Origin of the sequence: Paenibacillus sp. NFR01, from assembly GCF_900111565.1 — a bacterium.
Taxonomy (GTDB): domain Bacteria; phylum Bacillota; class Bacilli; order Paenibacillales; family Paenibacillaceae; genus Paenibacillus_AQ.
Genome location: NZ_FOIK01000002.1, coordinates 808100 through 814540, shown reverse-complemented (window position 1 = coordinate 814540; position 6441 = coordinate 808100). Strand labels below are relative to the sequence as shown.

5 protein-coding genes and 1 tRNA gene are annotated in these 6441 nt (G+C 54.5%); 4 read left to right on the top strand and 2 right to left on the bottom strand.

All coding sequences use genetic code 11. The features are described 5' to 3' along the window. The first annotated feature begins 19 nt into the window (after positions 1 to 19). Both BMW84_RS14800 and BMW84_RS14795 read left to right on the top strand, forming a co-directional pair. Positions 20 to 93: transfer RNA gene (locus BMW84_RS14800), tRNA-Gly, on the top strand. A 189-nt stretch (positions 94 to 282) separates the two neighbouring features. Then, positions 283 to 837: a hypothetical protein gene (locus tag BMW84_RS14795; protein ID WP_091069683.1), complete on the top strand. Its 555-nt coding sequence runs from the start codon at positions 283 to 285 to the stop codon at positions 835 to 837. 108 nt (positions 838 to 945) lie between these two features. Here the strand turns inward: BMW84_RS14795 and katA are convergent, their stop codons facing one another. Together katA and glgP are read right to left on the bottom strand one after the other, a co-directional pair. Further along, entirely contained in the window at positions 946 to 2403 is a 1458-nt protein-coding gene (gene katA / locus BMW84_RS14790; protein WP_091069682.1) for a catalase KatA, read from the bottom strand. A gap of 231 nt (positions 2404 to 2634) precedes the next feature. Continuing rightward, positions 2635 to 4251 carry an alpha-glucan family phosphorylase gene (gene glgP / locus BMW84_RS14785; RefSeq protein ID WP_091069680.1) on the bottom strand — a complete coding sequence of 539 codons (1617 nt, stop codon included), beginning with the start codon at positions 4249 to 4251 and terminating at the stop codon, positions 2635 to 2637. Positions 4252 to 4630: 379 nt separating this feature from the next. Between glgP and rbsK the strand changes: the two genes are divergently transcribed. Then, the gene (rbsK, locus tag BMW84_RS14780; protein WP_368086718.1) at positions 4631 to 5563 is read left to right on the top strand and encodes a ribokinase; all 933 of its coding nucleotides are present in this window, start codon (positions 4631 to 4633) and stop codon (positions 5561 to 5563) included. A gap of 73 nt (positions 5564 to 5636) precedes the next feature. Further along, positions 5637 to 6401, top strand: a complete 765-nt coding sequence (gene aroD, locus BMW84_RS14775; protein WP_091069675.1) for a type I 3-dehydroquinate dehydratase — start codon at positions 5637 to 5639, stop codon at positions 6399 to 6401. The last annotated feature ends 40 nt before the right edge of the window (positions 6402 to 6441 follow it).

Genomic DNA, 6441 nt, shown 5'->3' with positions numbered 1-6441 from the left:
CATCCCGATTTTACAATACGCGGGTGTAGTTCAATGGTAGAACTTCAGCCTTCCAAGCTGATAGCGTGGGTTCGATTCCCATCACCCGCTCCATATAGATTTAATCTCAACTCTTGATGACAAGAGTTTTTTTTGTTTTCTAGCAAAAGGCCAGAAAGAGCCTCTCTCAGTTCCATGTTTTTACAGATTCTTAGTAACATTTGTAACTGACGCAGCTACGAAATATCTGGTAAAAATAATAATGTAAGCGGTACTATTATTACACGCACTGGGGGAATATTTGTGAAAAAAGTAACAAAATTATTGTTGGCAGCTGGAATTTCGTTGGCTGTTGTTGGCGCGGGAAGCATTCCGGCTCTGCATAGCAACGTAACCTCCGCAGCAAGCGCACCACTGAAGGTTGGACGCGTTGAAGCGGCTGCCCATGGAACTAAATGCTTTACCGTAGCGGTTGCTGTTGTACAAAACGGTGTAATCGTAGCAGCATCGGTGGACGACTATCAATTCCTGAGCAAAGACGTAGCGACCGGCGTACCTAACTCCGATTCCGATTTCGGAGCAAACTACAAGGATCCTAACGTAGTTTTGGCTTCCAAAAAAGCGAACGCTAAGTACTACAGCGAACACATGGCAGAGGCAGCAGGCTCCACGGTTTCTTATGATAAAAACCTGGCCAGCATCGAAAAATTCGCAACAGGCAAAACGATCAAATCGCTTGAAATGTCCCTGAAATACAAAAATGCAGAGCAAATGGTTGACGCTGTCAGCGGTGCAACGCTGGTAGATACTAAAGGCTACCTGCAAGCGATCCTCGACGCAGCTAAAGCCGCGAAGTAAGATAGCTTCACGACTGCTTTGATTTGAGATAATATTCACAAGTTTTCTTTGTGGAACTGCAAAGACCCTGAACCTTCGTTGGTTCAGGGTCTTTTTCATATTCAAAAATTAGTTCTCATCCGGAACGGACAGACCGAGCGCATCGGCGATGCCGCGTCCGAGTTCGGGGTCAGCCTTGTAGAAATGGCCGATTTGCCGGAGTTTGATCTCCTCATATTCAACTGGAGCCATCGCAGCGGCAATGTTACGGATGAGCCGCGCTTGTTCTTCCGAACTAAGCAAGCGATAGAGATCACCCGGCTGGGTATAGTGGTCATTGTGATCGTAAGCTACACTGGCTGCCTGCCCACTGACCGTGAATGGAGCCGCCTTATACTCCGGTGACTCTTTCGGCCCGCCAAAGCTGTTTGGTTCGTAATACAAGGCGCTGCCGCCGTTGTTGCCCGGAGTCATCGCACCATCGCGCTGGTGGTTGTTAACCTCCGCGACCGGACGGTTAATCGGCAACTGGTTATGGTTCGCGCCGACCCGGTACCGGTGCGCGTCAGAATAAGCGAATAGGCGGCCTTGCAGCATTTTATCCGGTGATGCTTCAATGCCCGGTACGAAGGAACCTGGAGAGAAGGTGGCCTGCTCTACCTCGGCAAAATAGTTTTCCGGATTGCGGTTCAGCACCATGCGGCCGACTTCGATCAATGGATAATCTTTTTGCGACCAGACTTTTGTGACGTCAAACGGATCGAAACGGTACGTGTCGGCATCCGCTTCCGGCATAATTTGCACATACAAGGTCCAAGCCGGGAAGTCTCCCGCTGCAATCGCATTGAACAGATCTTCGGTGTGATAATCTGGATTCTCGCCTGCGAGTTGAGCGGCCAGATTGACATCAAGATTGCGGATGCCCTGCTCGGTCTTGAAGTGGTATTTCACCCACACTGCGGTGCCTTCAGCATTTACCCACTTGAAGGTGTGGCTGCCGAACCCGTGCATATGCCGGTAGGTGGCCGGAATGCCGCGGTCGGACATCAGGATCGTAACCTGGTGCAGCGACTCAGGAGACAAAGACCAGAAATCCCAGACGGCATTCGGATTTTTCAAATGGGTTTGAGGATGGCGTTTCTGCGTATGAATAAAGTCCGGAAATTTGATCGCATCGCGGATAAAGAAGACCGGCGTGTTGTTTCCAACCAGATCATAGTTTCCTTCCTCTGTATAAAATTTAACGGCGAAACCTCGCGGATCGCGAACGGTATCGGCCGATCCCAGCTCGCCGGCCACTGTCGAGAAACGGATAAACATCGGCGTTTGCTTACCGACCTCGGATAAAAAGGCGGCTTTCGTATACTGCGATACATCCTTCGTAACCTCGAAGTATCCATGTGCACCAGCGCCTTTGGCATGAACCACACGCTCCGGAACACGCTCACGGTTGAAATGGGCCAGCTTCTCCAGCAGATGAACATCCTGCAGCAAAGTGGGGCCACGTTGCCCTGCAGTCATTGAATTTTGATTGTCTCCCACCGGTGCGCCCCAGCTTGTTGTAAGCTTGTTATTGCCAGTACTCATGGAATGAACCACCTCTTCGTAAGATTTGATTTTAGAATAAGTATAAAACTATAATAACAAAAAGGTTTAAAAAATCAATTCTTTTTTTATAATTAGTATAATTAAGCATATGCCCCTAAAAATGCAATCATGATGGAGATGGCATAAAAAAAGCCCTCCGCCCAGTAAAACTGGGGGAGAGCTTGAAGTGATGCAGAACCTGAAAGGCTCACTAAAAGGAATGGGATAAACTTAGGCTTTGATGTACATTTTGTTGTAATATTCATCCAGCATACGTTTGCTCGCAAATTCCACGCGGGTCGTCTCGATGCTCTTGGACATCATTTGCACCCATTTGTCGCGGTTCTCATAGTAGGTCGGGAGAACGCGGTTGAGCAGCGTATCATACAGTGCGTCGCTGTCATGCTTGTCGAGTACGGCGAAATCCGTCGTTTCAAAACCTTCGCCGATTTGCCAGCCGTTCTCGCCGTCGATGCAGGCTTCCGGCCACCAGCCGTCGAGGATGGAGCAGTTGAGCACGCCGTTCATGGCCGCTTTCATGCCCGAGGTTCCGCTCGCTTCCAGCGGTCTGCGCGGGTTGTTGAGCCAGATGTCCGAGCCGCGGGTCAGCATAGCGCCGATGGTCATATCGTAGTTCTCGAGGAAGACGACGCTCTTCGGATATTTTTTCATCATGGCCACGAGATTGCTGACGATCTTTTTGCCGGTGTCGTCCAGCGGATGGGCTTTACCGGAGAAGACGATCTGGATTTTGCCGCTCTTCAGATAAGGCTCGATGATCTCCGGCTGGGAGAAAATGAGGTCGCTGCGCTTGTACGGCGCCGCCCGGCGGGAGAAGCCGATCAGCAGCTGGTCACGGTCCAGCGTGATGCCGGAGCGTTCGGTGATGAAGTCAATCAACTCGCCTTTGATCTCCTGGTGAACGGCCCAGAGGTCGCCGCCGTTTTCATAAGCGCTGGTCATGCGCTCATCCACCCAGGTTGGCGTATGAATGGCGTTGGTAATGCCGATGATTTCGGAACGTCCGGCAACTTCCTTCCACATTTTATTGGCGGTATCGGCATGAAGCTGGGCAACCCCGTTGGAGATGCGGGAGAGGCGCAGGCCGGCTACAGTCATATTAAACGGCTCGCCGCCGATGCGTTCCATCTGGTCCCGGGTCAACCCGTTGAAGGCACCCATGTATTCCAGACGGTCCAGCGGATGTGTCTCATTGCCTTCCTTGATCGGCGTATGGGTGGTGAAGACAACCTCTTCGCGGGTTGCTTTCCAGGCTTCCTCAAAGGTGCTTCCGCCGGACATTTTTTCCCGGATCAGCTCGATGGCGGCAAGGGCGGCATGGCCTTCGTTGAAATGGTACACATCGATTGGAATTTCAAGCGCGCGCATCGCTCTAACGCCGCCAACTCCAAGCACAATCTCCTGGGCAATCCGCTCTTCGCCGAACCAGCCGTAGAGCTGGCCGGTAATCCAGGCATCGCTGTTCTCAGGGATGTCGGTATCGAGCAAATACAGCGGGCTGTTACCGAATTTATCGGTTTTCCACACTTTGCACACGACATCGGTTTTTCTGACTTTAACGGTTACTTTAACGCCGGTATCTTCAAGGAAATCATACACATAGTTGTGGTAGGTGTCGTAAGGCTTGCCGTTCTCGTCGATTTTCTGGTCCGTATACCCTTGCTTCCACTTGAGTCCGATCGGGATGATCGGCGCGCCGATATCTTTTGCTCCTTTGATATAGTCCCCGGCAAGAATGCCCAGGCCACCGGCGTACATTTTGAAATCCGAGTGAAGTCCGTACTCCATGCTGAAATAAGCGACTGACGGTAATTGGTTCTGATTCACTTGATAAGCCTCCCAATACGTAATTTAATGGTGATTCGGGCTTTTCCGCAGGCTAATCTAAGGTGCAAACGTTTGCTCAAAACGGCGCGGGTTTTCCTGTGGAAGCGATTGCACTCCTATTCTAGCACATTTGCTTCGAGTTCGCATAGCGGGTGCATCGCAAATCGGAAAAGAATTTAACGCCGCGTAACTCTGCCCCTGGAACAAGCATGACTTAACGGATGAGGTGCAATAAGAGGGTGAAGAGCGGATTATCGAAACGGCCGCCCGATTGAAATGTTTGATTAACCGCGCCGCAGGACATAAGATAAAGGTATTGCAATGAGCGGCAATTAAACCTCGTTGTTGCAGATGAACCTACATAATGGTGGTGTTGGCAGTGGGCATAGTGGTAATCGGCAGTCTGAACATGGATATGACGGTACGGACGTTGCGTGCGCCGGAAGCCGGAGAAACGGTATTCGGTCAAGCCTTCGCGCTGGCACCTGGCGGAAAAGGCGCCAATCAGGCGGTGGCGGCGGCCCGCTTGGGGGCGGAAGTGACGATGATCGGCGCGGTGGGCCGCGACGCCTTCGGCGAGCAGATGCTCGAGATTATGCGGCAGGAGAACGTGAATGCCGATTATATGATGCGAAGCGAGACGGAAGGAACCGGTGTAGCGGCGATTACCGTGGATGCCGAAGGGGAAAATCGGATTATCGTTGTTCCGGGCGCAAATATGGCGCTCCGGGCTGCGGACATCGACAGGTTGGAGCCGGTGATCCGCCAGGCCCAGGTGCTGCTCCTGCAGCTGGAGACGGATCTGGACATGTGCGCCCGCGCTGTGGCGGTGGCTCACCGTCACGGGGTGCCGGTGATCTTGAATCCGGCGCCGGCGCGCGCGCTGCCGGCGGAAATGCTGCGTCAGGTGACCTACCTGACGCCGAATGAAAGCGAAGCCGCCCTGCTGTCCGGCCTTGCGGTGGACAGCTTGGAATCGGCGGAGCAGGCGGGCCGCGCGCTGCTGGCGCAGGGTGTCCAGGGGGTCATCGTGACACTCGGGGCCAAAGGCGCGCTGATCGTCAATGATCAGGGATGTCTCCATATTCCCGGATTCGCAGTTCAGGCCGTAGACACGGTGGCGGCCGGCGATTCCTTCAGCGGCGCGCTGGCGACCCGGCTGGTTGCCGGAGATACGCTGACCGAAGCGGTAAGCTACTCCGGCGCCGTCGGTGCGCTGACCGTCAGCAAGCGGGGCGCCATTGAGGCGCTGCCGACGCTTGCGGAGGTGGAGCGGTTTCTGGCGTCCGGGCACACGGGAAAGAAAGCGTAGACTGCACATATTAGAACTGAACTGCGGTTCAGTTCAACGGACAAGTATAAGACATAAGGGGATGAATCGAACGATGAGTGGCAGCGTTACGGTCAAAGACGTTACAATCGGCGAAGGGATGCCGAAGATCTGCGTTCCGCTGGTGGGCAGGACGCTGGCGGAACTGCTGGAGGAAGCGGAGGCGCTGAAGCCGCTGCAGCCGGATGTGGTGGAATGGCGCGTCGATTATCTGGAGCAGGCGCCGGACCCGACAGCCGTGCTGGAAGCGCTGCGCGGCATAGCGGCGGCCCTGCCGGAGCTGCCGCTGATCTTCACCTTCCGCAGCGCCAGGGAAGGCGGCGAGAAGGAGATTTCGGCGGCGGACTATGAAGGGCTTAATGCCGCCGCCGCCGCTAGCGGATTCGCCGATTTCATCGACGTGGAGCTGTTCGGCGAAGAAGGCTCGGTCCGCCGCCAGATTGCGGCAGCGCATGAACACGGCGTGTTCGTTATTCTCTCCAACCACGATTTCCAAGGCACGCCGTCCGAGGAAGAGATCGTTGCCAGGCTGCGCAAGGCGCAGGAGCTGGACGGCGACCTGCCCAAGATCGCCGTCATGCCGCAAAATCCCGGCGACGTGCTTACGCTGCTCGCGGCTACGCATAAGATGTGCGAGCTGTATGCCGACCGGCCGATTATCACGATGTCTATGGCAGGCGCCGGAGTCATCAGCCGTCTGGCCGGCGAGGTGTTCGGCTCCGCGCTGACCTTCGGCGCGGCCAAGAAGCCTTCGGCGCCGGGCCAGGTGGCCGCCGCCGAGCTGCGGACGGCGCTGGAGCTGCTGCACCGGGCGCTGTAAAGCCGCCGAATCTCTTCGAAGCCAGCATTCCACAAAAAAA

Bases quoted from the DNA above. Each gene is read 5' to 3' on its own strand.
- katA (WP_091069682.1), bottom strand. From the start codon at position 2,403: ATGAGTACTGGCAATAACAAGCTTACAACAAGCTGGGGCGCACCGGTG.
- aroD (WP_091069675.1), top strand. From the start codon at position 5,637: ATGAGTGGCAGCGTTACGGTCAAAGACGTTACAATCGGCGAAGGGATG.